This window comes from Streptomyces sp. LARHCF249 (assembly GCF_052871255.1).
The window spans coordinates 414,161-437,292 of sequence record NZ_JBIXJQ010000004.1 but is presented as its reverse complement, the minus strand read 5'-3'; the positions used below and the strand labels follow the sequence as shown (position 1 = coordinate 437,292).

Genomic DNA, 23,132 nt, shown 5'->3' with positions numbered 1-23,132 from the left:
CGGGGGGTGCATCAGGCCGCGGGGGGCCCCCCCCCGCCCCCCCCGCGGGGGGGGGGGGGGGGGGCCGCCGCCCCCCCCCCCCCCCCACGGGACGCCCCCGCCGGAGGTCCGACTGCTCTGCCGGACATGACGCTCTTTCAGGCGAGTGAGTGCATCGCAGGTCGCCATGCCCGTCGGTTCCCACGGGAACAACAGCTGCGGCCAGGCGCACCTACCCAGCCCAACTTCCTACTTCCTGCCCGAAATCGGGCAGGATTACTCTTGTAGGCTCTGCTGAATGACGCACACCACGGGAACGGTCGAGCGCATATGGCGGTATCCGATCAAGTCGACGGGAGGCGAACAGCTGGAGCAGGCGGACGTCGACTCCCGCGGTCTTGTCGGCGACCGCCTGTTTGCGGTGCGCGACGGCAAGGGCAAGTTCGGCTCGGGGAAGAACACCCGACGATTCCGCCGGATGCCCGGCCTGCTGCAGCTGCGCTCCCGCTACCTGGGCGGGACGGAGCAGCCCGAACTGCTGGATCCGCACGGCGCGCCCGTTGCGGATCCAACTGGCTACCTGCGCCGGTACCTTGGCCTTCATGACGTCGAAGTAGCCCGCGAGCAGGCGATCTCCCACTTCGACCAGCTTCCTCTGAGCATCCTGACCACAGCCACTCTGGACTGGGTACGTGCGGCCGTTCCCGGGGTTCCGGTCGATGAGCGGCGCTTCAGGCCGAATCTCCTGGTGCGGACCCCACCGGGTACCCGTCCGTTCGTCGAGGACGAGTGGTTCGGACGCAAGGCGTGGATCGGGGGTGCCCTTTGTGTGGAGTTCGTGCGCTCCAGCGAGCGGTGTGTCATGACCAATGAGGCCCAGCAGGATCTGCCTCATTCCCCGCTGGTGCTGCGAGTCATTGCGAAGGCTCATCACGCCCGGCTGGATGCCCTGGCCACAGTGGTGACGCCCGGCCCGGTGAGTTACGGGGACGCTGTCACTCTCATCTGACGAGGGTCCGCAGAAGCGGGAACGACGCTCGCGACCTCCACTCACCGGGATGCCATCGGGTCCCCGCGCCGCCGTGCGCGGCGTCGCCCGCCTGCCCAGTCTCGCCCTTGCGGGAAAGGGCGAGGGTCGGACACCGCACTGCCGCGCATTCTCGCGCGGCAGGAAACTGTCGGCTCGATGTCAGTGCACCGGCGGATAATAGGGCGGCGTGTGTCGAACGAACCAGCGGCAACGCTTGTGTGAGTAATTGTGCCAGTAGTTCTCGTTGTAGGCACTTACATAGCCGGACCGCTGACCCTCTGCGTACTCAGTGCCATAGGGGAAGAACGGTAGATTCTTCGGACGGCACAGCTTTCCGTCCCTCTCACCGGCCTGCGCGCCCGCGAAATGGCCGTCACAGTAACCACGCGTCCACTCCTCAGTACCGTTCGGGGTGTTCGGAGTGCCGCCGTTCGGTGGTCGGCCGCAGCCGAAATAGGTGGTCGGCAGCATCGACGGCATGCCGCTCTTCGGGGTCTGCGTCGTGCTGAGCGAGGTCGCATTCCCAGCGGCGGCCGCAGCGCTCTGCTGCTGCGCTGGGGCGGCGAATGCCGGGTGGGAGAGGAGGACCCCTCCAGTGACCAAGGTTGCCGAGGCTGCGAGCGCCACGAATCGTCGGCTCCGGGAGACTTTGTCCATGGAAAATCCTTTTCTCGTGAAGTGCGCCGACCCTCGGTCAGAGGCTTTCCGAAACGTCGGGCTCCGGCGAGGATTCGGCATGAGCGTCACGGTGGTCAGCTCGGATATTCAGCGTGTTGTCGGGGATCTGACCTTCATATGGGTGGCTTTCGCGCCCTTTCACCACTTCTTCTTCGCGTGCCGATATTCGACCGCGGGCCGCGGAGTCCGGGAGCCGCCATTGCGGTCGCCGGGAGGGGCGATGCCGCCCGCCGGGGCTGGGGACGACGGCCGGAATGTTGCGAGGGTTGGAAGGCTTCACGTCAGATTTCCCTTCGTGTTGCGGTTCGGTCCCGCATTTCCGGACGTGTGGTCGTGTTCCAAGTAGAGGCCAAGGAGAGGCGGGCGTCATGTAACCGAAATTCGTGTCTTGACGCCATGGGTTGATCTTGCTAAACGTTGCCTCCTTTCTGGCCGGGCCGCGGGCGGCAGGGGCGTGCAGCGCCGCAGGGCGGAGGGGGCGGGCTGGCGCTCGACGGCGTGCGGCAACGTTCTTCGTCAGGCAAGGGCGTACACCGCATCAGGGAGACAAGGGCCATGATGCCTGCGGCGAAGACCGTCCTCACCCGACACCAAGCCGCAACGACGGCTGGGCCACCTACCCCGCGACGCCGACAGCCATGACGACAGCACGGTGCCGACCGGCGCCGGGCTGTCCTCGTCCGCGGCGCTCGAGGTCGTCACGGCGCTCTCCGGGGAAGTCACCCCTGCCCTGAATCGCATGCGGATTTTGGGGGCAGTGGCAAAGAGCGGAACGGAAACGCAAGAAGAGCCAACGATCGGAGCAAGGAGGCCAGCATGGCGAAGCTCAGTCCCATCGACGTACAGAAGGCCCTCAAGGGCGCCGAATACCCCGCCAGCGCCAAGGACCTCGCCTCTCTGGCGAAGAGCAACGGAGCCGACGACAGCGTTGTCGAAAAGCTCCAGGGCTCCGGCACCAAGCGGTACGACGGTCCCGACGACGTGCAGAAAGCGGTCTTCGGAAGCGGCGCTTGACTACGCCCGCAGGAGGCGGCGCCGCGTCGGCAAGCGGCGCCGCCCGAACAACGCCTCACGAGGAAGGGCGCGAAACGAGCCACGCCGTCCGTGGGCCGGCGCGTGGTCACCTGGGCAAGCGGCCGGGTGACCTCACCGACACGCAGTCCGTTCCTCCACAGTTCAGTCGGCTCCCTCGGGCCGCTCGCCCTAGGGACCCCGTCCGCGAGCGGTACGCGGACACTGGGGCGCCACTGCCCCCCCTGCTCACACGGCCGCGCAGCCGAGATCTCGGTGTCCCGACCGCCGCCTCAGTAGTTTTTGCCGCGAGCCACCACCCGGAGCGTCTTCATCGACGGGTCCGCCGCATCCGGGATCAGCATGCCGTGCTCGACACCGCTGCGCAGATAGTCCACCACCTCGGCGCTGATGACCTCTCCGGGGGCCACCACGGGCACCCCCGGCGGATACGGACTGACCATCTCCGCGGCGATCCGCCCCACGGCGGCCCGGGCCGGCACGTGCTCTGCCTCAGCGAAGAACGCCTCGCGCGGCAGGCACGCCTGCTCGAGCTCCAGCGCCGACGGCTCCGGCAGGTGCACCGCGGGCTGCCGTTCGATCGAATCGGCGCGGTCCACCAGCGTGCGCAAGGCGCCGACCAGGACCTTCTCGGTCTCGTCGTCATCGGCATGGGTGATCGACGCACTGATCCGGCAGGAGTCGGAACCACCCACGTCCACGTGGCACTCGGCCCGCAGCCACTCCGCCGCCTGCATGCCGCTGATCCCGAGGTCACGGACATCGGCCACGATCTTGAGCGGGTCCAGCTCGGCCGCGAGACCCGCCTCGATCACCTCGCGGTCCATCAGCCTCAGCCCGGGCAGAGCGGCGACGGTCGCCCGGATCCGTGACGCCCGCCCCAGGGCACGCTCCAGCAGGTCCCGGCCGTGCTCCACCATCTGGCGCCGCCAGCCGTCGAGCGTGGCGTACACCAGCGGGGAGGCACTGGTCGTCCCCAGCAGGTCCTCCCGCTGCTTGAGCACGTCCGGCGAGACCCGGTCGTACTGGAGGTGGAAGACCGAACTCTGCTCGACGGCTCCGCCCATCTTGTGCACGCTGGTGACGACCAGGTCCGCGTCCGCGTCGATGCCCCAGGCCGGCAGACCGGGATGGAAGGGCAGGTGGGCGCCCCATGCCTCGTCGACGATCAGCGGTACGTCGAAGGCGTGGCAGACGTCCGCCACGCCCTTGATATCGGCGCACGTGCCCCAATCGGTGGGCGTGATCAGCAGCATCCCCTTGGCGTCAGGATGTTCCTGGAGCCGTCGGCGTACGTCGTCCGGCTCCGGCGGGTGTGCCAGGTGCCGTTCGGAGTCGAACTTCGGGTGCACCCAGATCGGCTCGACGCCGTTCACCACCACCGCCGCGATGACGGACTTGTGGGCGTTCCGTGACAGCAGCAGCTTTTCGCCGGGCCCGGCGACCGCCAGCATCGCGGACTTCACCGAAAGCGAGCTCCCACAGGTTGAGAAGAACGCCTTCTCCGCGCCCACCGCATCGGCCATCAAGTCCTGGGCCTGGCTCAACACGCCCTGCGACTGCCGCCGGTCGTCCAGCCCGTTGAGTGCCAGCACATCCGCCCGGAACACGTCGAGCCCCACAATGTCGGCAACTCTGGGGTCCACCCCGCGCCCCTGCTTGTGACCCGGCGGACCGTACGCGATGTCGCCTCGGCGTCGGAATTCCTGCAGCGCCTCGAGTACCGGTGCGCGAGAGTGGTCCATGACAACTCCAACTGGGGGTACGTACGTCGTCCGGGCGGCCGCCGCCCCATGGCGGCATGGCATGGACCGCGTCTGCCCGGGTCACCGTCGCCAATGCGCTCGGCACTCGTCGATCACAGCGAGGAGCTCGTCAGTGCCTGGGGCGTCGCTTCCCCGGGGGAAAAGGCGCGCTCAGGAGGAGTGCGCGCTGCTCTCCAGGAGGTCCTTGAGCTGCGCGTGATGGAGTTCGGCCACAGGAGCGAGGAGGTCCGGGTGGCGCAGCAGCGCGGCTGCTTGCCAGTCGTTCTCGTTCGGATGACTCAGGCGCCGGAAATCGATCGGCTCGCCCGTCCCCCGTGTCGTCCCGGCGAGAGTGGTGAGCGCCGCGGTGACCAGGGCCGGCGTGCCGAGCAGGCAGGCGGCCCAGCTCGCGACGACCTCGTCCACCCAGGTGCGCCACGCGTGCAGCTCTGGATCCCACGCGTCGCCCTCGTTCTCCGCGCCCGTGACCCAGTCGAGCCGTGCGGAGCCACCCGGCCCCGTCAGGTTCATCAGCTGGGCGTCCAGCTCCGTGGGGTACCGCAGCCACGCGGCGACGGTGACGGCCTGGCGCGCTTGGGCCTCGGCGAGGCCGCGCTGCAAGGCGCCTCGGCCGGAGGGATAGGCGCTGGTGAGCCACTGGGCCGTCGCCGCTATGAGCGAGGAGAGCGAGGAGTCTGCCGACACGGGTGGCCAATTCGGAGTAAGGGGGAGGGCGAAGGAAGAAAAAGGGATCGTATCGCCTCGCGGGCATTCGGGGAATGGCGCAGGTCACGGGCCCTTCGGCGCAAGTGCGGCCGACACGCTGAGTGGAGCGGAACCACGCTCTGTGCGCGTCGCGCGATTCACTGGGGGGCCAGCAACCTCACAGAGAAAGGCGCTCCCCATGGGACACGGCGGTGACGTGATCGCGGAACTGATGACCGACCACCAGGAGGTCGAGGAACTTTTCGCAAACATCGAGGAAATGCCCTCCGGTGACGCCCGCAGAAAGATGTACGCCGACCAGGTCACCATGGAACTCGTCCGGCATTCGGTAGCCGAAGAGGCGTACCTGTATCCCGCCGTACGCGAGCACGTTCCGAACGGCGACAGCATGGCCGACAAGGAACTGGAAGATCACGCCGCAGCGGAACGCATCATGAAGGAACTCGAGGGATGCGACGCTGATCATCCCCGGTTCGACGAGCTCGTCATGAAGCTGATGACGGAGATCCGCAGCCACGTGAACGACGAGGAGAACAACCTGTTTCCCCGCCTGCGGCAAGCGTGTTCCACGGAAATGCTGGAGAAGCTCGGCGACAAGGTGCGCCAGGCCAAGAAGATGGCGCCCACGCGTCCGCACCCGTCCGCCCCGGACAAGCCGCCTGCCAACAAGCTGCTGGCCCCGGGGGTCGGGCTCGTCGACCGCCTGCGTGACGCGATGAGCGGACGAGGCAAAGAACCCTCCTGAGAGGGCCGGCACCTCCCCCTTCGCCAGGCCGGCGGTACCTGCGGGACAGGCGCCGCCGGCCTGGCGCTCACGGCTGTTTCGCCTGCCCTTTCGGGGGCAGCCGCCCCAAGGGGTCATCGAGACAGAAGGACACCGAGATGACCAAGCACACACCGGACGCCGCGCGGCAGAACGCGTACGAGCGCGCCCGGAGCAGCGAGGAACCGGGAGCCCACTCCGGTTCGGAGAGCCAGGCGCGGGAGCGCACCGTTCCCGGCACGGCAAGCGCCCGAGAGGGTTACCACCAGGCCGGCACCGGTAGCGGGGAGCCCCTGGCCGGTGTCGAGGTGGCATCCGAGGAGGAATCCGAGAACCCCTCGGAAACCGACTCCGGCTCCGGGAGCCGGTGAGAGGGGACGGGGCCGTGGCAGTCACACGCGCACAGGTCCGCGCCCTTCTCGATCAATCCGGCGAGAACCACTCTCTCGTGCTGTTGGAGGGTCGTACGGAGGTCGTCCCCTCGGACCGGCTGGCATCGGAGCCGTACTCCGGGGCCGTCGAAATCGCCTCCGGCCGTGATCTGGCCGCTACGTTGCCGACCGGCACACCGACCGAGCAGGACATCGACGCCTTGGCGTCGCGGCTGGACACCGCGATCACGCACCTCGGCGCATGATCACCGCATCCCTCGGCCTCGGCCCTGACAGCCATGGCAAAGGAGCGCCTGATGAGTGAGAACCAGATGGCGGACGACGCCTATCAGCCCACGGGCACCAATGAGGAGCAGGAGGACGCGGCGCCCCTGGACCTCCAGAACGCCGTGGACGAGCGTACCTACGACGACATGTTGGACGAGGGCTACTCCCCTCCCGAGAAGCCGTTGGGCGTCACCAAATACGGCACGACGGCGGAGGAGCAGAAGGCCGGCGAGACCCTGGACGAAAGGCTGTCCCAGGAGGTCCCGGACGTGGCGGAGCCCGAAGGGGACGGTCTGGGGGACCTGCCCGGCGGGCAGGGAGAACTGATCGACACCGAGGTGGGTACCGACCGCGCCGGGCGGCTGAGGGCGCCGGACGAGGGCGCCCGTACCGACACCACCAAGGAACTGATCGCCCGGGACGAAGGCGTCGACGGCGGCGCGGCGAGCGCCGAGGAAGCGGCCATGCACGTCGTCGAGGGCGAGGAACCGGACTCGACCCTCTGACCGGCGGCCGCGCCGGCCGTCGGCGCCTGACCGCCCCAGGACCGCCCTGACCGGCGTTTCTCCACACCTGTGACCGCCGCGGACTCCCCCGCCGACCGCGTGGGCGGTCTGGGCCAGGGCGCCGACGACCCCGGGTTCCGGCGTCGAGCTCGATCCGGTACGGGGAAGCGCCGCACGCGACGGGCGCCCGCTCGGGCCTCTGTGTCAAGTCGCCGTCACCGTCGGCCGGTTGCGCCGCAAGCTCGGCAGCCAACCGGTCATCACCACAAGCGGGAGGTCTGAACGGGCTCCGCCGTCTCCTGGCCCGGTCTCTGCCACCAGCCGGGTCAGCGCCGGGCCGCCCGGCCGCCGCACCCGGCTGCCGGCGCTCTGGCCAGCAGGGGAACGATCGTCATTTAAGATTCAAGGCGGCTGCGGAGCTGCGGACCGTCACAGGGCGCGGCGACTGCGGAACGGAGAACGGCCCGGGCCAGGCCTTGGTCCGGACGGGGGACCACATGACGCTGATCATGAAGATCCCGCGGAGTCGCGTGACCGCCGGCGTGCGTCTCAGGGGTGTGGCGCGCCGAGCACCCCCGGCCACGAACGGAAGAACCCCCGGGGAGAAGTGAGGTATGCCAGTGATCTGCGTCGGAGGCATGATCGGAATCGGCAAGACGAGTGTCGCCGAACTGCTCGCCAAGGAGCTGGGCAGCGAAGTCTTCTACGAGAGCGTGGAAGACAATCCGATCCTTCCGCTCTTCTACACGGCGAGCCCCGAGGAGATCCAGGCGAGGCGCTACCCCTTCCTGCTCCAGCTCTACTTCCTGCAGACACGGTTCGCCTCGATCAAGGAGGCGTACAAGCAGGGCGACAACGTCCTCGACCGGTCCATCTACGAAGACTGGTACTTCGCCAAGGTCAATCACGACCTGGGCCGGATCAGCTCCCTCGAGATGCGGGTGTACGAGGGACTGCTCGACGAGATGATGCGCGAAATCGACGGCCTGCCGTACCGCAAGGCACCCGATCTCATGGTCTACCTCAAGGCGGACTTCGATACGGTGCTGCACCGTATCGGCCTGAGGGGCCGTGACTTCGAACAGGACGAGAGCCTCGTCGAGTACTACCGGACGCTGTGGTCCGGCTACGACGACTGGGTGCACAAGCACTACTCGGCCAGCGAGGTCCTCGTCGTCGACATGAACCACACCGATGTGGTGAACAACCCCGAGGACGCGGCCCGCGTGGCGCAGGAGGTCAAGGACGCCCTGGTCGCGGTCAGGCACCGGGCCTGACGCTGTAGGGCTGGAGGAGCTGGTCGACGGGTGCGTAGTCGTCGGTGAGCGGTTGTGCATCGCCGACCCAGGAGGCGAGGGCTTCGCCGGTGGCGATTTTCCAGCTGGTTTGCCTGGCGTCCAGCCCTTCCTGGGTCGCGCAGAGGTCGACCGGTCGGTTGGAGGCGATCACCACCAGATTGCCGCCCGCGGAGGTGGCGGTCGGGTCGAGGCCGATGTCGGCGGGTTTGCCGAGGAGGGCGACGTGCTCGAACGTCTCGGCGAGGGTGGCTACTTCGGCACGTGCGAAGGCCATACCACCGTGATCGATGAGGTTGGCAACGTACAGGCCGTCTTCGTTGAGCACCCGCCGTACGTCGGTCATCGCTTCCACCGTAGTGAGGTGCCACGGCACGCTGACGCCTCCGAAGGCGTCGCCGACAACGAGGTCACGACTGCCGGCGTCCAGTCGCCGCAGGCCGAGCCTGCCGTCCTCGACGCGTACGTCGATACCGTCGTGTGCCCTCAGACCCAGTTGGTCGCGGTCGATGCGCACGACCCCGCCATCGATCTCGGACACCAGGCTGCGCGTCCCGGGCCGCGTGGCCGCGAGGTAACGGGGAAAGGTGAGCCCGCCGCCGCCCAAGTGGTGGGCATCCAGTGCCTCGGCTTTGGGAAAGGCGGCATCGACCACCGACGCAATGGCGCGCACATACTCGAACTGGAGGACGGTCGGGTCGTGGATGTCGACGTAGGAGTGCCGTACGCCGTCCAGGACGAGTGTGCGGCCGCTGCCCCGGTCTGGGTCTGCGACGACCCGTGCGCAGTGGTATCTGGTCTCCGTGTCGCAGCCGCCGGGCGCGACCATGGTGGCGAGGCCGCCGGCCACGACCACGAGTGTGAGGGCAGGGGCGCTGCTCCACCCGCGCGTTCGCCACTCAACCAGTGCCGAGCCGACCACCAGCAGTGTGCCGAGGCCGATCAGGATGCCGCTGACCGGCAGCCGGGAGACGAGGACGAAGCCGGTGAGGACCGTACCGACGATGGCGCCGACGGTGCCGACGCCGGACAGCCGGCCGACAACCGTTCCGGTCTCGGCGAGGCTGGTGAGACGTAACTTGGTCACGATCGGCGTCACCGCAGAGAGCAGTGCGCCCGGCACGAGGATGGTCAGCGCGGCGATCAACAGGAGCAGCGCTGGTGCCCATTCCGCTGTGGTGCGCAGCACGGCAGGGGTGAGCGCCACGACCGCTCCCGACACCCCGAGCGAGGGGCCGATGAGCCGGAGCGGATTGACCTGGTCGGCGATGCGTCCGCCCAGCCAGGAGCCGAAGGCGATCGCGGTGAGGGCGATGCCGATCACCATGGTGCTGGTCTCGAGGGTGAGGCCGAGGTAGGGAGCCAGCAGCCGCAGAGCGACGATCTCCACTACCAGGACCGCAGCCGACGACCCGAACACGAGGACGGCCGCGGCACGGGGCCCGAGGCCGTAGTCGGGAGGCGTGCCCTCGGCGACAGGCGAGGAGGACGATCCGGTCACGGGCGCCATCTTTGCATGCGACTCATCGGCACATTGCGAGAATTCCCATTCCACTGCTCACAGTGGGCGTGGCGGGCTCACACGCTGAGCGGCACCGGGTGGATCTCGGACGCAGGATGTCCCGCCCGCTCGTGAATGCGCTGCACCGCCTCTGCCGAGGGGGCCTCGGACAGGCAGTACACCGTTCCGGACGCAGGGTCCGCCCAGGCGCGCTCGAAGTGCACTCCCTCTTCCTTCTCGATAGCCAGGTCCGCACGATGAGCGGCCGAGAGCTGTTCGGCCGTGATGCCGGTCATTCCGGTGTGGACGTCCATGTACTTCGTCATAGCCACACATCTCCTGTGCTCGCTTGTCTCCCACCATCGTCCCTCCGACGGGGCGGACCGGCGACCCCGCGCCTGCCGGCCGCAGCCCGCCGCGGCGTGCCCCATCCGATGACGGATGTCTTACGTCCGGGCGTGGAGCGGGCGGTTCGGCCGTGGGGTTCCGTAGCGTCCGCGTCATGCGAGTACTCGTCACCGGAGGCGCGGGGTTCATCGGCGCGCACATCGTCACGACACTGACCGAGGGCGGCCACGAGCCCGTCGTCCTGGACGCGCTGCTGCCCGCCGCTCACCCCGTGCCACCGGCCCTGCCGGACGCCGCGATGGTCCGGGGGGACGTCCGGGACGCGGAGACCGTGCGGTCCGCGCTCCGTGGGGTGGACGCGGTGTGCCATCAGGCAGCGATGGTCGGGCTGGGGAAGGACTTCGCGGACGCACCCGCGTACGTGGACTGCAACGACCTCGGGACAGCCGTGCTGCTGGCCGGTATGGCAGAAGCCGGGGTGTCTCGGCTGGTGCTGGCGGGCTCCATGGTCGTCTACGGGGAGGGGCGGTACGAGTGCCCGCGGGACGGGGTCGTACGGCCCGGGCCGCGCGAGGTCGCGGACCTGGAGGCGGGGCTGTTCGAACCGCGCTGCCCGGTGTGCGGGGCGGAGCTGGTCCCGGGCCTGGTGGACGAGGACGCTCCGGCCGATCCGCGCAACGTGTACGCGACCACCAAGCTGGCGCAGGAGCACCTGGCCGCCGCCTGGGCACGGTCCACGGGCGGGCGGGCGGTGTCGCTGCGCTATCACAACGTGTACGGGCCGGGGATGCCGAGGGACACCCCGTACGCCGGGGTGGCGTCGTTCTTCCGGTCGGCGCTGGCCCGGGGGGAGGCGCCGCGGGTGTTCGAGGACGGGGCCCAGCGGCGGGACTTCGTGCACGTGCGGGACGTGGCCGCGGCCAACGCGGTGGCGCTGGAGGCGGTGGGCGGCCTCGCGGCAGGCTCGTTCACCGCCTACAACACGGGCAGTGGCGAGCCGCACACGATCGGCGAGATGGCCTCGGCGCTCGCGGCCGCCCACGGTGGACCCGGTCCGGTGGTCACGGGTGAGTTCCGGCTCGGTGACGTCCGGCACGTCACGGCCGATTCTGCGCGCCTGCGGGGCGAGCTGGGGTGGCTGCCCCGGGTGGGCTTCGCCGAAGGGATGGCGCAGTTCGCACGGGCGGAACTGCGCGCCTCGCCCGGTGTCCCGCAGCGCGCGTAGCGGTCGAAGGGTGCACGTCCTGTTCCCGTCAGCCGGCCGGGGCGGGCAGGGGCAGGGTCACCTCGAAGCGACAGCCGCCCGGCACGTTGCGTACGTCGGCGCGGCCGTCGTGCGCTTCGACGATGCCCCGCACGATGGCGAGGCCGAGGCCGGCGCCGGCGGGCGGGGTCCGGGCGGGGGTGCCGCGCCAGCCGGTGTCGAAGACGCGCGGCAGGTCCTCGTCGGGGATGCCTCCGCAGCCGTCTGTCACCGAGAGGACCACGGCGTCGGCACGGCGTTCGGCGGCGATGGCGACCGTTCCGTCGGCGGGGGTGTGGCGGATGGCGTTGACCAGGAGGTTCGCCAGGACCCTGGTCATCTCCTTGCCGTCGACGTCCACGGGCACCGGCTCGATGTCGGCGCCCACGAGCCGTACGCCGTGTGCGTGGGCGAGCGGGTCGGCACCGGAGAGCGCGTCGCCCACCAGGTCGTAGACCGACATCCTGGTGGGGGTGAGGGTCAGGGCCCCGGCGTGGATCCGGGAGAGTTCGAACAGATCGCCGACCATGGAGTTGAGGCGTTCGACCTCGGCGCCGATCTGCCGGTGGTAGCGGGCCGGGTCCGCGGCCACACCGTCCTCCAGCGCCTCCGACATGGCCCGCAGTCCTGCCAGCGGGGTTCGCAGGTCGTGCGAGATCCAGGCGACCAGCTCGCGGCGTGAGGTCTCCAGTGCCCGTTCCCGCTCGCGTGAGGCGGCGAGTTTGGCGCTGGTGGCGGCCAGTTCCCGGGAGAGGACGGCGAGTTCCGCGGTGGCCTGCACGGGCGGAGCGGCGAAACTGCCGTCGTCCCCGAAGTGGCGTGCGGCGCGGGCGAGATCGTGGCTGCGGGCAACGACCCATCGCCCCAGGAACAGGGCGGTCGCCAGGGAGACCACGGCGGCCATCGCGACCACCAGCGTGACGACGGTGAGGTCGTGCGCGGAGAGGAACATCGCCCGCGCGACGGCGAGGGTGCCCGCGAGCATCGCCGTGACCGTGACGGCAGCCACCACGGTGAGGGAGACGGCGACCGAACGGTGGCGCAGCAGGCGCAGGACAACTGCGCCGAGGGCTCCCGCGCAGGCGGCTCCGCCGAGGGCGAAGGCGGCGATGAGCAGCAAGTCCTTCACAGCGCCTCCCCGGACGTGGACGGGATGGCGAAGCGGTATCCGACGCCCCACACCGTCTGGATGAACCGCGGCCGGGCGGGGTCGTCCTCGATCTTGGCGCGCAGTCGGCGGACGTGGACGGTGACGGTGGAGAGGTCACCGAAGTCCCAGCCCCACACCTCTCGCATCAGGTCTTCGCGGCTGTGCGCCCGGCCGGGGTGCCGCAGGAAGTGGGCGAGAAGGTCGAATTCCCGCAGTGTGAGCGCGAGTTGCAGACCGTTCTTCGCGGCGCGGCGGGTGCCGGGGTCCAGGGCCAGTCCTCCCCCGCGCAGCGTGGGCTCCGGTGACGTGGTGGCCGGAACGCTCCGGCCGCGGCTGCGGCGCAGGACGGACTCCACCCGCAGGACGAGTTCACGCGGGCTGAAGGGCTTGGTGACGTAGTCGTCCGCGCCCAGCTCCAGCCCGGCGATGCGGTCTTCCTCGTCTCCGCGTGCGGTGAGCATGACCACCGGCACCGGGCCGGTCGCACGAAGTCGGCGGCACACTTCAAGTCCGTCCAGTCCCGGCAGCATGAGGTCGAGGACGACGAGGTCCGGCCAGGCCCGTCCGGCGCTCGCAAGGGCCGCGGCGCCGTCCGCGGCGTGTTCCACGCTGAAGCCGGCGCGTGCCAGATAGCCGGTCACCACCTCGGCCACCGTTGGATCGTCGTCTACGACGAGGACTCTGCCCTGCGTGTTCCCCATGCTCATGCGGCCAAGGGTCTCACCGTCCGCGCCGGCCACGGTCCCCGCTCGGGCCGCGCTGAGGGTGACGTCCGCGTTTCGTAAGGAGTCGGTGGCCCCGCTGTCCGTCTGACATCCATACGGTGAAATCCGTGACCGTAGACGTCGTACTTCCCTGTCTCAACGAGGCCGGGGCTCTGCCCTGGGTCCTCGCCCGCATCCCCGCCGGCTGGCGGGCCCTCGTGGTCGACAACGGCTCCACCGACGGATCCGCCGACATCGCCCGCGACCTCGGCGCCACCGTGGTCCACGAGCCCCGACGCGGCTTCGGCGCCGCCTGCCACGCGGGACTGACGGCCGCGGAGGCCGAGGTCGTGTGCTTCTGCGACTGCGACGCCTCGCTCGACCCCGGACTGCTGACCGGCTTCGTACGCACCCTCGAGGCCGGTGGGGCCGACCTCGTCCTCGGACGGCGCCGGCCCCAGGGCCGCGGAGCCTGGCCCCTCCACGCCCGGGCCGGGAACCTGGCCCTGTCCCGGATGCTGCGCCGGCGCACCGGCCTGCGGCTGCACGACCTGGGCCCGATGCGGGCGGCGCGCCGCGAGGCGCTCCTCGGGCTCGACCTCACCGACCGGCGCAGCGGTTACCCGCTCCAGATGGTGGTCCGCGCCGCCGATGCCGGGTGGCGGATCCGGGAGGTGGACGTGCCCTACCTGCCCCGGGCCGGCAAGTCCAAGGTCACGGGCACCTGGCGCGGCACGTACCAGGCGGTGCACGACATGAGCCGGGTGCTCGCCGAACCGGTGGCCACCGGAGCCGTATCGGGGGGACGCAAGTGACCACCCTTCTGGTGATCGCGAAGGAACCCGTGCCGGGGCGGGTGAAGACGCGGCTCACGCCCCCCTTCACCCCGGACGAGGCGGCCCGGCTGGCGGAAGCCGCCCTCGCCGACACCCTGGAGGCGGTCGCCGCCGCCCCGGCCGAGCGGCGGGTCCTCGTCCTGGACGGCCGTCCCGGGCCGTGGCTGCCGCCAGGGTTCGAGGTCGTCCCGCAGTGCGCCGGAGGCCTGGACGAGCGGCTCGCCGCCGCGTTCGCCGCCTGCGCCGGGCCGACGCTGCTGATCGGCATGGACACGCCGCAGGTCACACCCGACCTGTTGGCTCCGGCGCTCGGGCCGAACGCCTGGCAGGAGCACGGCGCGTGGTTCGGGCCCGCCATCGACGGGGGCTTCTGGGCGCTCGGGCTGGCCGCACCGGACCCCGCGCTGCTGCGCGGGGTCCCGATGTCGGCGCCCGAGACGGGCGCGGTGCAGCTCGCACGGCTCGATGCCGCGGGGCTGCGGGTCGGACGACTGCCGCTGCTGCGGGACGTGGACACCGCCGAGGACGCACGGCTGGTGGCCGATGAGGTGTCGGGCGGACGCTTCGCAGCCCTGCACGCGCGGCTCACGGCGGCCACCGCCGGCTCCGGCAACGGACCGGTGCGCGCGTGAGACTCCGCGGGGCAGGAGAGGCGGTCACGGCCCAGGGCACCTTCTCCCGGCCGACCGCCTGGCGCGAGGACCCGTACGCCGATGCACTGGACAACGGGCAAGGCCCGCTGTTCCTGCGCCGCAGCGACGGCTGGCTCCTGCCGCTGGAGGTGGAACGCTGGTGCGCCGCCCCGGACGCGGCGGACGTGAGCGTGCTGGCCCGGTGCCGGGGCTCCGTGCTGGACATCGGATGCGGTCCCGGACGGCTGGTCGCCGCGCTCGCGGCACGGGGACACCGAGCGCTGGGCGTCGACGTGAGCCCGGCGGCGGTGGCCCGAGCCGAACGGCTGGGCGGCCTCGCACTGTGCCGGTCGGTCTTCGAGCGGCTGCCCGGGGAAGGACGCTGGGACACGGCACTGCTCATGGACGGCAACATCGGCATCGGCGGGGACCCCGCCGCCCTGCTGAAGCGGCTGGAGGAAGTGACCGGCTCCGCAGCGCGGCTCATCGTGGAATGCCTCGGGGTGGACGTCGACGAGCGCTGCGAGGTGCGACTCGACAACGGCCGGGGCGGGCTCGGCGCGCCCTTCGTCTGGGCCCGGCTCGGTAGGCGCGCCCTGCACCGCCACGCCCGGGCCACCGACTGGTGCCTCACGGACGAGTGGTCGGTGGCGGGGCGGGTCTTCGTGGAACTCTCGCGGCGGCCTCAGGCCCCGTCGCCGCGAGCCTGAGGCCCGGCTCCGGGTTCCGGACCGCTCCCAGGACCGGACTCGGGCTCGGCCTCCGCCTCCGGCTCCGGCTCCGGTCGCCGGCCGGGCGCCGGGCCGGGCTCCGGCCCGCTGCCACTCCCCGTTCCCCGCCGCGGCCGGGAACCGGGACCGGCTCCGCCGCCCGGCTCCTGCGGGCGGCGGCGTGCCACCACCGCCGCCAGGACGGCGGAGATCGCCACGGCCCCGAGCACCAGCAGCAGGTTCCGCCCGTAAGGAAGGGGCAGCGCGGAAGGGTTGGGCGGAGCCCCCGGCCGCAGCAGCAACGGCAGGGTGATCAGCACCAGCGAACCACCGGCGATCAAGGCGCCGCGCAGCACCCCGCGGGCCGGGACGGCGGCGATCAGGAACCCGACGGCCAGTACGAGCGGCGCGACCAGGGCGTCGTGCAGGACCAGCGCACCGAGGAGCCACACGCCCACGTCCTCGGACGCCGGCACCGCCGACAACTGCCAGGCTCCGATTCCCATCAACAGCAGGCCCAGCGCACCCAGCGCACAGCGGACCGCTCCCACCCGGCGCACGCCGGCTTGCATGCTCTTCACAGGACCTCCAGCCGCGTGACCCACTTCGTCTGCAGCACGCCGGGCCGGTTCGGCGCGATGATCCGAGCCGGGTAGCCGTGGTCCGGCGAAAGGACTTCGCCGTTCAGGGAGAGGGCCAGCAGCGTCAGGGGATCCTCCACGTACTCCCGGCCCATCTCCATCACCCTGTAGGCGCCCCGCACTTCGAGGGAGACCACACGCACCCCGGCGTCCGGCCGCCCGCCGGCCCGCGCCACCAGGTCACGCACCCGTACGCCGCTCCAGCGCGCCTCCACACTCCAGCCCTCGACGCACGCGATCGGCAGCCGCGCCTGCACCTGGGGCAGCGCCCGCAGCTGATCGAGCGTCAGCGTGAGGGGCCGGGGCCCGAGCACCTCCAGCCGCCAGTCGCGCAGGGCCGCCGCCGTCACACCCGCCGCGGCCACCGTACGGTTCACCGGCAACCCCTGCGGCCCGTCATCGGGATGCCGGGGCGCCAGCAGGTCGAGCCGCTTCAGCGGGGTGAAGGACTGTCCGACCGTCGTCAGCGTCACGACTCCGACGGCCGCCCCGACGCCCAGCAGGAGCGAGCGCCGGTCCCGGGCGTCCTCGGCCGGCAGCTCCAGCGTCCCGGCCGACCGCCGCCCCCAATGGGCCTTGATCTCCGGCGCCTTCACGGCGACGTGCAACAGGATCGAGCCCGCCACCACCCACGCCACGGCGAAGTGCACGGGTACGAAGGAGAACGGCCACGGGTACCACTCGACGATGTTGAGCAGCCCGGTGAAGACCTGGAAGACCGCCGTCGCCACCAGTACCGCCACCGAGAGCCGCTCCAGCGCGTGCCGCACCGACCGGACCGGCGGCCAGACGTACAGCCGGGGGTAGACGGCCCACAGCTTCGCCAGGAGCAGCACGATCGCAGCGAGTCCCGAGGCGATGTGCAGTCCCTGGGTGAGCCGATATCCCCAGACGGGCCGGCTCGGCAGGCCGTTGGCCAGCCAGCCCGGCGGATGCTGGAGGTAGTGGCTGATCAGCCCGGTCACGAAGCACACGGCGAAGGCGATGCCCAGCCAGCGCCCGACGGACGTCGCGGTTCGGGCGTCGTGCAGGCGCCCCGAGAACGAGGGCGGTCGCACGGGTGGAAGGACAGGGCGCCAGCGGGTTCGGGGAGTCATGTCTCCCATCACAGCGCCACCAGGCACCCTGCGGAGCCTTGGACACCTTACGAAACGCGGACGTCAGGCCAGGTGCGGCAGTTTTCCCACCCTTCCGCTGCAGGCTGTCACCATGAACAGCCCCCGCACCGCCGCCACCACCTTGCTGCTGGCGGCCTTGACCGTCACCCTCGTGCTGACCGTGCGCAAGGACGGCTACTTCGCGGACCCGGCCGGGCTGTTCTGGTGGTACGCGGCCTCGTGGGCACTGTTCGCCGCAGCCGCATGGGCCCTGCGCAAGGTTTCGGCCCGGCACGTCGCCCCGCTTGTGCTGGCCGGCGCGGTGGCTGTCGCCGCCACCGGGCTGGTCGCGGCTCCCCGCACCAGCACCGACTCGTTCCGCTACGCCTGGGACGGCCGGGTGCAGGCCGCCGGCATCTCGCCGTACGACCATCCGCCCGCCGACCCCGCGCTCGCCGGCCTGCGCGACGACTGGCTCTTCCCTCAGGGCGCCGCCGCCTGCGCGGGGCCGGACCGGGCACCGGTGACCGACGGGACGTGCACACGGATCAACCGCCCCCAGGTGCACACCCTCTACCCGCCCGTCGCCGAGGGCTACTTCCTGCTGGTCCACGCCCTCTCGTCGTCGGACGTCCGTCACAAGGCCCTCCAGACCGGTGCGGCCCTGCTGTCCGTGGCGACGGCCGGCGCGCTCCTGCGGATCCTGCGCCGCCGGGGTGATCCCCGTAACGCCGCTTACTGGGCATGGTGTCCGGCCGTGCCGATCGAGGCGGTGAACAACGCCCACGTGGACGTACTCGCCGTACTCCTCTCCGTCGCCGCCCTCGGGGTGGTCGCCCGGCACAAGGTGATGGGCGGCGCGCTGTTCGGCCTGGCCATCGCCACCAAGATGCTGCCCGGCGTCCTGCTGCCCGGTGCCCTGTCCGGTGTACGGCGTACGCGAGACGCGGTCGGCGTGCTGCTGCCCGCCGCCGCGGTCGTCGCACTGGTCTACCTGCCGTACGTCGTGGGGTCCAGTTCGTCCGTGTTCGGATATCTCGGGGGCTACGCCGAGGAGGAGGGCTACGAGGACGCCGGCGCCGGCGGACGATACGCCCTGCTCCGCCTCCTCCTCCCGGACACGTGGGCATTGCCGCTGGCCGTGGGCGTGATGGCGGGGGTGGTGGCGTACGTCCTGCGCCGGGGCGACCCCGACCGCCCTTGGAGCGGCGCCCTGCTGGTCACCGGGACCGCGTTCCTGCTCATGACCCCCGGCTACTCCTGGTACGCGCTGCTGCTGGTCGCCCTGGTCGCCCTCGACGGTCGCTGGGAATGGCTCGGCGTCGCCGTCGCTGGTGCGGTCGTCTACGTCGCAGGCCGGCCCTTCGGCGGCGCGACGGGCACGGTGGCCTATGCCCTTGCCGGAGCCGTCGTCCTGGCCGGTTGGGCCGTACGGCGCCGGCACGCGGCGGCGGGCGGTCCTTCGGCCCCGAGGCGGGGCAGCCGGCCGCCGAGCGCGACCGGCCGCCCCCGCCTTGGGTGACCCCGATCTTCCTATAGCCTGCGCAGCTTGGTGTCGAAGACGTGCCCGGCCACCTTGTCGCCGAGGGTGAGTCCGTCTTCGGCGTCCCACGGGAAGTGGACCCCGAGCCAGACGCGGCTGTAGGCATCCTCGGCGGCCGCGGCGCTGAAGCTGGTGAAGCGGCGGGTCCTGACCGGCGATTCGGGGTCGTCGGTGGTCATGTCGAAGGCGATGTTGTCGCTGCCGAAGTAGCGCTTCATCACTCCGGCCCAGGCCGCGCCGAACGTCGCGTGGCCGGACGTCCAGGCCGGGAAGCAGGGGCTGACGTTGACGCCCGCCCGGGTCTTCAGCAGCGGCTTCCACTCGGGATCCAGGCCACCCTCACGGATCGCCGACACTGGCCGCCACAGGTCGATCGGCGTCAGGAACTTCACGTCGCGCACCGCGATCCCGGCATCCGCCATGGCGATCGAGACGAGCGCGAACAGCCGCGCGTTCTCGTACGTGGTCAGGCCGCGCGCCTGGGACACCTCACGGGTCGCCTGGAGCAGCTGGCCCGGCGGCTTGTAGGTCCCGTCCAGGTCGTTGGCCCAGAACCAGGCCGCCGCCTCCTGGTCCGGAGTGCGGTTGACGACCGGGGTGCGCGGGGTGGGCTTGTCGGCGCCGGCCGACCGCACCGCTTCGACCTGTGCCTTGTAGGCATCGCTGGCCAGCAGCTTCTCGTATGTTCCGTAGAGACCCGGGGTCGCCGGCCGGAATTGCGATCCGGAGGTGAGCGCAAACGGCTTCAACTGTCCCCAGAAGGGGGTGACGGCCTGGCTCTCGCGCTCACACGACGGGTCGGGCATGTCCGGGTAGCTGGTGGGCCGCCAGGCACCCGGCTTGTCGTCCCCGACGTACACCTGGTCGTTGTCGGAGCCGTCGCCGTTGCGCGCGTCCCTCATCTGCGTGACCATGCGGCCGACGACCGTGGTGTCCAGCAGGTCGAACGAGGTGGGTTCCGTGCCGAACCGCTCGCGGAACTTCGCGTCCAGGAAGTGCGTCTGGTTCTTGCCGTAGAGCCCGAGCAGGATGTTGTACGCCGTCCGGCCGATCACCCGCTCTTCCTCGTCCGGGCCTTCGGCCCAGCCCGCGTACTTGTGGGCGTAGATGTAGGGCTCCGAGGTGATCTTGCCCTTCCACTTGAGCTGGTACGAGCTCTCCGCGTCGTAGATGGCCGCGTTCAGCATCGCTGCCGAGCGGGACATCGGCCCGGGGCCGCCGCCCTCGCGTCGGATGACCTGGAGCAGGACGTCGTTCCAGTAGTGGACGGGGTCGGCGATCGGATGGGCCGGCAGCGCTGCCTGGGCGGGCTGCGGAGCGATCGTGAGCACACCGCCCGTGGCGGCCATCACGGCCGCTGTGGCCAGCACCCGGTGCCAGATCCTCGTACGGCGTCTACCGGTTCGAGTTTTCGCGGACATGCCTCAACTCCCCGTGACCAAGCAGCTGTTTGATCACCACCGGGTCGGTGGCCGCGTGATCATTGCGCGAATCCGTGCGCCGATGGAATGCCGAGTCGGCGTTCCGTCGGCGGAATGGCTCATGCCGGGCACGTACCCGTCCGGAACCCGTTGCCGCGGCATGCGCAGGCAGCTCGAGCCGCCACGCGCCGGGAACCGACCCGGCAGAGGCGCCCGGAGTCCCTCCCGGTCACCGGCCGGTGGCCACGACTGCTTCCCTCGTCGGGGTCGCCACGCGGTTGAGTCGTGCGTCGAGGGAGTAGGCGCCCGCGCCGACGATGAGGAGGAAGAGGCTGCCGCAGAGCTGGGCCAGGTCGGTGCGGGACTCGTGGATGAAGTCCCACCAGCCGGCCTTGCCGTCGAACAGCGGGGCGCCGCCCCACAGCATCGGCGTTTTGGTGATCAGCAGGGCCCCGAGCATGTTGACGATCATGGGGAGCGCGGCGAGGCGGGTGAGCAGCCCGGCGAGGATCAGCACGCCGCAGGCGATCTCGAAGGCCCCGTCCAGGGGGGCGAAGAAACCGGGGGCAGGGATGCCGGCTTTGTCGAACCGGCCGGTGCCGAGAGCGTCGGGATAGAGGAACTTCTGGATGCCTTCGAAGAGGAAGACCGCGCCGACGTAGAGGCGGATGAGGATCACGGCGCCGGGCGCGTGCGTGTCGGTCAGCTTCGTTTGCAAGGAGTTGAGCGGAGCCATGTGCGGTGCCCCTTTTCCGCCGCCGGGGGATGGTGTGGTGGCGACATCGTCCCGTGCGGCGCCGCTGCACCGGTGGTTCTCGTGAACGCAGGGCGCGTCGCGCCGGCCAGGACGCCGAAGGAGGAGAACCCGATCGCCTCGCGCACCAGCCGTCCGGCCCACGGAGGCGGGGTGCGTGTGCTGGAGCCGCGCCAGGGCGTGCCACAGGCTGTTCGGCAAGCCCGGCGCGATCTCTTCTCTGCTGCGTTTCATGAGCCCTGTCTACGGCCCGGCAAGCGCTGGCGTGCAGCCGTGTTCGGGCTCTTCCGTCCCGGCGGTGGCATCCCGGCTTCAAGCGCCGTCCCGCCGAGAGGGCCGGTCAGGCCACAGCGGCTGGTTGACCAACGCAGCCGAGCTCGCATAGAGAGCTGGCCCTGCGAACTGCACAGCAGATGCACCGCTCTACGAGACACCGAGCTGTTCTACGGTGTGCGGCTCCTGCCCGTCCGGGTGCCGTTGGCAGCACGTACAGGCGGTTGGCGCCGTGGCCGAGATGACCTCCCGACCTCCGGGGTATCCGAGGTCGATGCGCTCGGCCTGGTCAAAGGGAAAGTCGACCTCTACAAGCCGCACGGCAGCAGCCAGTGCCGCAGGCAACTCGGACATCAAAAGCGGTTGGGTTGGGACGCCGTATCGGTAGTAGCGATCGTCGTGTTCCTCGGCCCAGGTGAACAGATATGGCGCCCGTGCCAGCTCGACGACACAGTACGTAGGACAATCATCCTCCCCGCACTGCGCGTCGAACCACTCCGGGTGACGCGTCCTGGCCCAGGCAGTCGCCTCATCCAGGGTCTGTTCATGGGCGTTTGCCGCCGAGGGCACCGGGCCGAACGCGGAGTAGAACAACCCGACTCGGCTGAACGGATCGACCGCCCACCAGTGGAACTGGAATCCCCAACGAGGATGCCCAAAGGCGCTCGATACCGTCATGAGATCAGCATATCGGCGCCATAACTCATTCTCTGCAGGTGTCGAAGGTCAAGGCGGGCGGCGGCGTCCGCGCCACTCTCGCGGTCGGGACGACGGACACCGCCCTCCACACCGCCGCGGTTGGGCCTGATCCTCACCGCGGGCGGCGGACTCGTCGGGGACCTGAAGTCAGCTCCCTCGCGTGTTGCTACAGGTCAGCGATAACGAGGCGGTAGCCGACGTCGAGTGTCTCGCGGTCGAGCAGGTCGGCATGGCGTTCGTGCCACAGGCCGGAAGACAGGTCGTCAGACAGCCGGGCCAGGCCCGGGCGGAGGACCTTCTCGCCGGTCTGGGCGAGCATCGATATGCCGGCCCGCACCTGCGGATCGAGGTACGCCTCGGGCCGACGCCAGAAAGCGGCGCCGAATCCGTCAGTACAGTCATGCGGAATCGGGACCGTCTCGATGCGGGCGCCTCCCAACAGCGCAGCTAGCCGGTCGACCGCAACGGCCCGTGTGTCGTCGAACACGGCCACCTCGGGCAGGTACTCGTCCAGCAGCCAGAACCTGCGGTATGTGGTCTGGTCCCAGGTGAAGATGACGACACGTCGGCGGGCGATCCTGAGCAGTTCGCCGATGCCGGCTTCCAGTTCGGTCCAGTGGTGCACGGTCAGGAGGGCCATCACCGCGTCGGCCGAGTCGTCGGCGAGAGGGAGCGCCTCCGCGGATGCCTGCAGGGCCCGCGCGGATCCGGCCGGACGCTGGGCGATCATCACTGAACTGGGTTCAACCGCCAGCACCGTCTGCGGTGGTTCGTAAGAGCCGGCGCCGGCCCCCACGTTGACCACCGTGGCCGCGTCGCCGAGCGCCTCGTGGATCTGAACAGCGACCCGGGGATCCGGTCGACGGGTGTCACTGTAGGTCGCACCGATGCCGTCATAAGTCGTCACGACGGAGAGTATGCATCGCACGAACGTCCACCCGCTGGCTGGCTGCCGCCCCCGCCCCTCCCCCGCCGCGTCCGCCACCTCGACGACCACACCAGCGCCGCCGACCTGGCCGCCAACACCCCCGCCACATCGCCGAACAACTCCTCACCAGCGACATCGGACCCGCCGACACCATCCCCCCGAACTCGCCCCCTACGACGGTTGCGTGGGTGACGGAAGCGACGGAGTCCGACTTCTGGACCACGCTCCTCGCCCGTCAG

At 70.5% G+C, this 23,132-nt stretch carries 25 protein-coding genes and 1 pseudogene; 13 read left to right on the top strand and 13 right to left on the bottom strand.

Translation table 11 applies throughout. The annotated features are described in order from the left end of the window. Positions 1–277: 277 nt before the first annotated feature. Entirely contained in the window at positions 278–988 is a 711-nt protein-coding gene (locus ACIPUC_RS13730; protein WP_446589395.1) for an MOSC domain-containing protein, read from the top strand. A 180-nt stretch (positions 989–1,168) separates the two neighbouring features. Here the strand turns inward: ACIPUC_RS13730 and ACIPUC_RS13725 are convergent, their stop codons facing one another. Then, the gene (locus ACIPUC_RS13725) at positions 1,169–1,666 is read right to left on the bottom strand and encodes a hypothetical protein (protein ID WP_446589393.1); all 498 of its coding nucleotides are present in this window, start codon (positions 1,664–1,666) and stop codon (positions 1,169–1,171) included. Positions 1,667–2,288: 622 nt separating this feature from the next. Here ACIPUC_RS13725 and ACIPUC_RS13720 point away from each other — a divergent pair. Together ACIPUC_RS13720 and ACIPUC_RS13715 are read left to right on the top strand one after the other, a co-directional pair. Further along, a pseudogene (locus ACIPUC_RS13720) lies at positions 2,289–2,441 on the top strand (GHMP family kinase ATP-binding protein); the annotation flags it as partial. Positions 2,442–2,503: 62 nt separating this feature from the next. Beyond that, the gene (locus ACIPUC_RS13715) at positions 2,504–2,701 is read left to right on the top strand and encodes a DUF2795 domain-containing protein (protein ID WP_446589392.1); all 198 of its coding nucleotides are present in this window, start codon (positions 2,504–2,506) and stop codon (positions 2,699–2,701) included. A 290-nt stretch (positions 2,702–2,991) separates the two neighbouring features. Here ACIPUC_RS13715 and ACIPUC_RS13710 read toward each other — a convergent pair whose 3' ends face one another. Together ACIPUC_RS13710 and ACIPUC_RS13705 are read right to left on the bottom strand one after the other, a co-directional pair. After that, positions 2,992–4,464 (bottom strand): aminotransferase class I/II-fold pyridoxal phosphate-dependent enzyme, encoded by a 1,473-nt coding sequence (locus tag ACIPUC_RS13710; protein ID WP_446589391.1) that lies wholly within the window; start codon positions 4,462–4,464, stop codon positions 2,992–2,994. A 171-nt stretch (positions 4,465–4,635) separates the two neighbouring features. Beyond that, complete coding sequence (locus ACIPUC_RS13705) at positions 4,636–5,169, bottom strand: hypothetical protein (RefSeq protein WP_446589390.1); 534 nt, start codon at positions 5,167–5,169, stop codon at positions 4,636–4,638. Between the two features lie 199 nt (positions 5,170–5,368). Between ACIPUC_RS13705 and ACIPUC_RS13700 the strand changes: the two genes are divergently transcribed. The 5 genes from ACIPUC_RS13700 (at position 5,369) to ACIPUC_RS13680 (ending at position 8,395) form a co-directional block, all read left to right on the top strand. Further along, positions 5,369–5,935 carry a hemerythrin domain-containing protein gene (locus tag ACIPUC_RS13700; RefSeq protein ID WP_446589389.1) on the top strand — a complete coding sequence of 189 codons (567 nt, stop codon included), beginning with the start codon at positions 5,369–5,371 and terminating at the stop codon, positions 5,933–5,935. A 137-nt stretch (positions 5,936–6,072) separates the two neighbouring features. After that, a complete protein-coding gene (locus ACIPUC_RS13695) occupies positions 6,073–6,324 on the top strand; it encodes a hypothetical protein (protein ID WP_446589387.1) in 252 nt (83 codons plus the stop codon). Positions 6,325–6,338: 14 nt separating this feature from the next. After that, positions 6,339–6,590 carry a hypothetical protein gene (locus ACIPUC_RS13690; RefSeq protein ID WP_446589385.1) on the top strand — a complete coding sequence of 84 codons (252 nt, stop codon included), beginning with the start codon at positions 6,339–6,341 and terminating at the stop codon, positions 6,588–6,590. A 51-nt stretch (positions 6,591–6,641) separates the two neighbouring features. Continuing rightward, on the top strand, positions 6,642–7,118 hold the full coding sequence (locus ACIPUC_RS13685; RefSeq protein WP_446589383.1) for a DUF5709 domain-containing protein: 477 nt from the start codon (positions 6,642–6,644) through the stop codon (positions 7,116–7,118). Between the two features lie 614 nt (positions 7,119–7,732). Then, the gene (locus ACIPUC_RS13680) at positions 7,733–8,395 is read left to right on the top strand and encodes a deoxynucleoside kinase (RefSeq protein WP_446589381.1); all 663 of its coding nucleotides are present in this window, start codon (positions 7,733–7,735) and stop codon (positions 8,393–8,395) included. Here the strand turns inward: ACIPUC_RS13680 and ACIPUC_RS13675 are convergent. Next, positions 8,379–9,914 carry a fused MFS/spermidine synthase gene (locus ACIPUC_RS13675; RefSeq protein WP_446589721.1) on the bottom strand — a complete coding sequence of 512 codons (1,536 nt, stop codon included), beginning with the start codon at positions 9,912–9,914 and terminating at the stop codon, positions 8,379–8,381. The genes ACIPUC_RS13680 and ACIPUC_RS13675 overlap by 17 nt on opposite strands. A 77-nt stretch (positions 9,915–9,991) precedes the next feature. Continuing rightward, positions 9,992–10,240 carry an SCO4226 family nickel-binding protein gene (locus ACIPUC_RS13670; protein WP_446589379.1) on the bottom strand — a complete coding sequence of 83 codons (249 nt, stop codon included), beginning with the start codon at positions 10,238–10,240 and terminating at the stop codon, positions 9,992–9,994. Positions 10,241–10,416: 176 nt separating this feature from the next. On the opposite strand from ACIPUC_RS13670, the gene ACIPUC_RS13665 reads away from it, so the two are divergent. Further along, on the top strand, positions 10,417–11,487 hold the full coding sequence (locus ACIPUC_RS13665) for an NAD-dependent epimerase/dehydratase family protein (RefSeq protein WP_446589377.1): 1,071 nt from the start codon (positions 10,417–10,419) through the stop codon (positions 11,485–11,487). A 28-nt stretch (positions 11,488–11,515) separates the two neighbouring features. Here ACIPUC_RS13665 and ACIPUC_RS13660 read toward each other — a convergent pair whose 3' ends face one another. Next, positions 11,516–12,634 carry a sensor histidine kinase gene (locus ACIPUC_RS13660; RefSeq protein WP_446589376.1) on the bottom strand — a complete coding sequence of 373 codons (1,119 nt, stop codon included), beginning with the start codon at positions 12,632–12,634 and terminating at the stop codon, positions 11,516–11,518. After that, a complete protein-coding gene (locus tag ACIPUC_RS13655; RefSeq protein WP_446589374.1) occupies positions 12,631–13,362 on the bottom strand; it encodes a response regulator transcription factor in 732 nt (243 codons plus the stop codon). Before ACIPUC_RS13655 ends, ACIPUC_RS13660 begins: the two co-directional genes overlap by 4 nt. A 116-nt stretch (positions 13,363–13,478) precedes the next feature. On the opposite strand from ACIPUC_RS13655, the gene ACIPUC_RS13650 reads away from it, so the two are divergent. From ACIPUC_RS13650 to ACIPUC_RS13640, 3 genes are read left to right on the top strand one after another with little or no spacing between them, the layout of a single operon-like run. Then, positions 13,479–14,174: a glycosyltransferase family 2 protein gene (locus ACIPUC_RS13650; RefSeq protein WP_446589373.1), complete on the top strand. Its 696-nt coding sequence runs from the start codon at positions 13,479–13,481 to the stop codon at positions 14,172–14,174. Continuing rightward, positions 14,171–14,827, top strand: coding sequence for a TIGR04282 family arsenosugar biosynthesis glycosyltransferase (locus ACIPUC_RS13645; protein ID WP_446589371.1), 657 nt, complete (start codon positions 14,171–14,173; stop codon positions 14,825–14,827). Before ACIPUC_RS13650 ends, ACIPUC_RS13645 begins: the two co-directional genes overlap by 4 nt. Next, on the top strand, positions 14,824–15,537 hold the full coding sequence (locus ACIPUC_RS13640; RefSeq protein WP_446589370.1) for a class I SAM-dependent methyltransferase: 714 nt from the start codon (positions 14,824–14,826) through the stop codon (positions 15,535–15,537). The genes ACIPUC_RS13645 and ACIPUC_RS13640 overlap by 4 nt, the downstream gene beginning before the upstream one ends. On the opposite strand, the gene ACIPUC_RS13635 is transcribed toward ACIPUC_RS13640, so the two are convergent. Both ACIPUC_RS13635 and ACIPUC_RS13630 read right to left on the bottom strand, forming a co-directional pair. Further along, the gene (locus ACIPUC_RS13635; RefSeq protein WP_446589720.1) at positions 15,513–16,109 is read right to left on the bottom strand and encodes a hypothetical protein; all 597 of its coding nucleotides are present in this window, start codon (positions 16,107–16,109) and stop codon (positions 15,513–15,515) included. The two genes, ACIPUC_RS13640 and ACIPUC_RS13635, sit on opposite strands and share 25 nt — an antisense overlap. 5 nt (positions 16,110–16,114) lie before the next feature. After that, positions 16,115–17,275 carry a molybdopterin-dependent oxidoreductase gene (locus ACIPUC_RS13630; protein ID WP_446589369.1) on the bottom strand — a complete coding sequence of 387 codons (1,161 nt, stop codon included), beginning with the start codon at positions 17,273–17,275 and terminating at the stop codon, positions 16,115–16,117. Between the two features lie 112 nt (positions 17,276–17,387). Between ACIPUC_RS13630 and ACIPUC_RS13625 the strand changes: the two genes are divergently transcribed. After that, the gene (locus tag ACIPUC_RS13625; protein ID WP_446589368.1) at positions 17,388–18,797 is read left to right on the top strand and encodes a glycosyltransferase 87 family protein; all 1,410 of its coding nucleotides are present in this window, start codon (positions 17,388–17,390) and stop codon (positions 18,795–18,797) included. 11 nt (positions 18,798–18,808) lie between these two features. Here ACIPUC_RS13625 and ACIPUC_RS13620 read toward each other — a convergent pair whose 3' ends face one another. From ACIPUC_RS13620 to ACIPUC_RS13605, 4 genes are all read right to left on the bottom strand, one after another. Next, a complete protein-coding gene (locus ACIPUC_RS13620; protein ID WP_446589367.1) occupies positions 18,809–20,188 on the bottom strand; it encodes a vanadium-dependent haloperoxidase in 1,380 nt (459 codons plus the stop codon). Positions 20,189–20,468: 280 nt separating this feature from the next. After that, entirely contained in the window at positions 20,469–20,975 is a 507-nt protein-coding gene (locus tag ACIPUC_RS13615; RefSeq protein WP_446589366.1) for a DoxX family protein, read from the bottom strand. A gap of 441 nt (positions 20,976–21,416) precedes the next feature. Continuing rightward, positions 21,417–21,944: a hypothetical protein gene (locus ACIPUC_RS13610; protein ID WP_446589365.1), complete on the bottom strand. Its 528-nt coding sequence runs from the start codon at positions 21,942–21,944 to the stop codon at positions 21,417–21,419. A gap of 187 nt (positions 21,945–22,131) precedes the next feature. Next, positions 22,132–22,872, bottom strand: a complete 741-nt coding sequence (locus ACIPUC_RS13605; protein ID WP_446589364.1) for a class I SAM-dependent methyltransferase — start codon at positions 22,870–22,872, stop codon at positions 22,132–22,134. Positions 22,873–23,132: the final 260 nt, after the last annotated feature.

Excerpts from the sequence above, each read along its gene's own strand:
- ACIPUC_RS13730 (WP_446589395.1), top strand. The coding sequence starts at position 278 with ATGACGCACACCACGGGAACGGTCGAGCGCATATGGCGGTATCCGATC.
- ACIPUC_RS13725 (WP_446589393.1), bottom strand. The coding sequence starts at position 1,666 with ATGGACAAAGTCTCCCGGAGCCGACGATTCGTGGCGCTCGCAGCCTCG.
- ACIPUC_RS13715 (WP_446589392.1), top strand. The coding sequence starts at position 2,504 with ATGGCGAAGCTCAGTCCCATCGACGTACAGAAGGCCCTCAAGGGCGCC.
- ACIPUC_RS13710 (WP_446589391.1), bottom strand. The coding sequence starts at position 4,464 with ATGGACCACTCTCGCGCACCGGTACTCGAGGCGCTGCAGGAATTCCGA.
- ACIPUC_RS13700 (WP_446589389.1), top strand. The coding sequence starts at position 5,369 with ATGGGACACGGCGGTGACGTGATCGCGGAACTGATGACCGACCACCAG.
- ACIPUC_RS13695 (WP_446589387.1), top strand. The coding sequence starts at position 6,073 with ATGACCAAGCACACACCGGACGCCGCGCGGCAGAACGCGTACGAGCGC.
- ACIPUC_RS13685 (WP_446589383.1), top strand. The coding sequence starts at position 6,642 with ATGAGTGAGAACCAGATGGCGGACGACGCCTATCAGCCCACGGGCACC.
- ACIPUC_RS13680 (WP_446589381.1), top strand. The coding sequence starts at position 7,733 with ATGCCAGTGATCTGCGTCGGAGGCATGATCGGAATCGGCAAGACGAGT.
- ACIPUC_RS13670 (WP_446589379.1), bottom strand. The coding sequence starts at position 10,240 with ATGACGAAGTACATGGACGTCCACACCGGAATGACCGGCATCACGGCC.
- ACIPUC_RS13665 (WP_446589377.1), top strand. The coding sequence starts at position 10,417 with ATGCGAGTACTCGTCACCGGAGGCGCGGGGTTCATCGGCGCGCACATC.
- ACIPUC_RS13655 (WP_446589374.1), bottom strand. The coding sequence starts at position 13,362 with ATGAGCATGGGGAACACGCAGGGCAGAGTCCTCGTCGTAGACGACGAT.
- ACIPUC_RS13635 (WP_446589720.1), bottom strand. The coding sequence starts at position 16,109 with ATGCAAGCCGGCGTGCGCCGGGTGGGAGCGGTCCGCTGTGCGCTGGGT.
- ACIPUC_RS13630 (WP_446589369.1), bottom strand. The coding sequence starts at position 17,275 with ATGACTCCCCGAACCCGCTGGCGCCCTGTCCTTCCACCCGTGCGACCG.
- ACIPUC_RS13625 (WP_446589368.1), top strand. The coding sequence starts at position 17,388 with ATGAACAGCCCCCGCACCGCCGCCACCACCTTGCTGCTGGCGGCCTTG.
- ACIPUC_RS13615 (WP_446589366.1), bottom strand. The coding sequence starts at position 20,975 with ATGGCTCCGCTCAACTCCTTGCAAACGAAGCTGACCGACACGCACGCG.
- ACIPUC_RS13610 (WP_446589365.1), bottom strand. The coding sequence starts at position 21,944 with ATGACGGTATCGAGCGCCTTTGGGCATCCTCGTTGGGGATTCCAGTTC.